A 2,109-nucleotide genomic window follows, 5' to 3' on the forward strand; every position below is an offset into this window, starting at 1 on the left:
GAGGCGGCCCGGGCCAGCGCCGTGGCCATGCCCTGGGCACTGCCGCCCGCGCAGTACAGCGGGTCGAAGGCGGTGACGAGGTTGAAGGACGGGGAACCGGCGTCCATGACGCTTTCGGGGGCCCCGTGCCCCAGGCGCGCGGCGCCGGCGCCCTCGGGCAGCAGCCGCTCGCGGGCGAGGGCGAGCCGGCGCCCGTCCGGGTCCACGCCGGAGACCGCGGCGCCGCGGGACGCCGCCATGAGCAGGGCCAGGCCGGAGCCGCAGCCCAGGCTGAGCAGCCTGGTGCCGGAGCCGACCTCCAGGCGCTCGTACACCGCTTCGTAGAGCGGCACCAGCATCCGTTCCTGGATTTCCGCCCAGTCGCGGGCCCGAGACTCGGGCGACGAAGAGGACGGCCGGTGCCGCCGTACGAGCGTAGGTGTCATGGAAAGCGCCCCAATCCGCCGAGAGACGTGTGCATGCCCGATCCGCCGCCCCCCGTGTACTGCCGTGCGCACTGCTGGAGAAAGCACCCCCTTGTGCCAGGGAACTGCGCATCCGTTCCCGAGTCCAGTGGAAGGCGCCGGCACGTTCTCGTACGCCCACGATGGCATGTGCCGGGCGCATCCGCACGGGCGCCGCAAGGGGGCGCGGACCCGCCGGGGGCGGCGTACGAAGGGCGCGGGGCGGGGCGAGGGGAGCGGATTCACGCTCCGACGGATCGGCCCCGTACCATTCGCACCATGGCAAAGGCTCCCATTCTCACCCCCCAGGCGGACGACTTCCCGCGCTGGTACCAGGACTTGATCAACAAGGCCGAGCTGGCCGACAACGGCCCGGTGCGCGGCACCATGGTCATCCGACCGTACGGGTACGGGCTCTGGGAGCGGATGCAGCAGGAGATGGACGCGCGCATCAAGGACGCGGGCGCCTCCAACGCGTACTTCCCCCTCTTCATCCCGCAGTCGTACCTGACCCGCGAGGCCGAGCACGTCGAGGGCTTCGCCCCCGAGCTCGCGGTCGTCACACACGGCGGCGGCAAGGAGCTGGAGGAGCCGGTCGTCGTCCGTCCCACCTCCGAGACGATCATCAACGAGTACTTCTCCAAGTGGGTGCAGAGCTACCGCGACCTGCCCCTGCTGATCAACCAGTGGGCCAACGTGGTCCGTTGGGAGATGCGTCCGCGCGTCTTCCTGCGCACGAGCGAGTTCCTCTGGCAGGAGGGCCACACGGCGCACGCCACGTACGAGGACGCGCGCGACTACGCCGCCCGCATCCACCGCGACGTCTACTACGACTTCATGGTCAACGTCCTGGGCATCGACGTCGTCCTGGGCCGCAAGACGGCCAAGGAGCGCTTCGCGGGCGCGATCAACACCCTCACCCTCGAGGGCATGATGGGCGACGGCAAGGCGCTGCAGCTGGGCACCAGCCACGAGCTGGGCCAGAACTTCGCCAAGGCCTTCAACACCTCGTACCTGTCCAAGGACGGCCACCAAGAGCTGGTGTGGCAGACGTCCTGGGGCGTCTCCACCCGCATGGTGGGCGGTCTGATCATGTCGCACGGCGACGACAGCGGCCTGCGCGTGCCGCCGCGCCTGGCGCCGGTCCAGGTCGTCGTCCTCGCGATCAAGGGCGACGACGCCGTCATCGCCAAGGTGCGCGAGATCGGCGACCAGCTGAAGGCCGCCGGGATCCGGGTGCAGGTCGACGACCGCACCGACACGCCGTTCGGCCGCCGCGCCGTGGACTGGGAGCTCAAGGGCGTCCCGGTGCGCATCGAGGTCGGCCCGCGCGACCTCGAGAACGGCACCGCGATGCTGGCCCGCCGCATCCCGGGCGGCAAGGAGCCGGTCCGTCTCGAGGAGCTCGTCGGGCTGCTGCCGAAGGTCCTCGAGGAGGACCAGGCCCTGCTGCTGAGCCAGTCGCGCGAGCGCCGCGAGGCCCGTACGACCGACGTGACGACGATCGAGGAGGCCGCCGAGGCCGCCGTGGCCGGCGGCTGGGCGCGGATCCGCTGGGCCGACCTGGGCCCGGAGGGCGAGGCCAAGCTGGCCGAGCAGGCCGTGTCCGTCCGCTGCCTGGTGGCCGAGGACGGCTCGGTGCCGGAGGCGGACGACGCCCCGGGCA

The 2,109-nt window shown here is 71.7% G+C and carries 2 protein-coding genes; one reads left to right on the top strand and one right to left on the bottom strand.

What is annotated here, in order from left to right:
* The coding region (locus V7793_RS36760) for a class I SAM-dependent methyltransferase (RefSeq protein WP_336014023.1) at nucleotides 1–425 on the bottom strand (425 nt) is incomplete at its 3' end.
* Between the two features lie 297 nt (nucleotides 426–722).
* Here V7793_RS36760 and proS point away from each other — a divergent pair.
* On the top strand, nucleotides 723–2,109 hold a 1,387-nt coding region (proS, locus tag V7793_RS36765), incomplete at its 3' end, for a proline--tRNA ligase (RefSeq protein WP_336014024.1).

Source organism: Streptomyces sp. KLMMK (assembly GCF_036961605.1).
GTDB classification, from domain to species: domain Bacteria; phylum Actinomycetota; class Actinomycetes; order Streptomycetales; family Streptomycetaceae; genus Streptomyces; species Streptomyces telluris.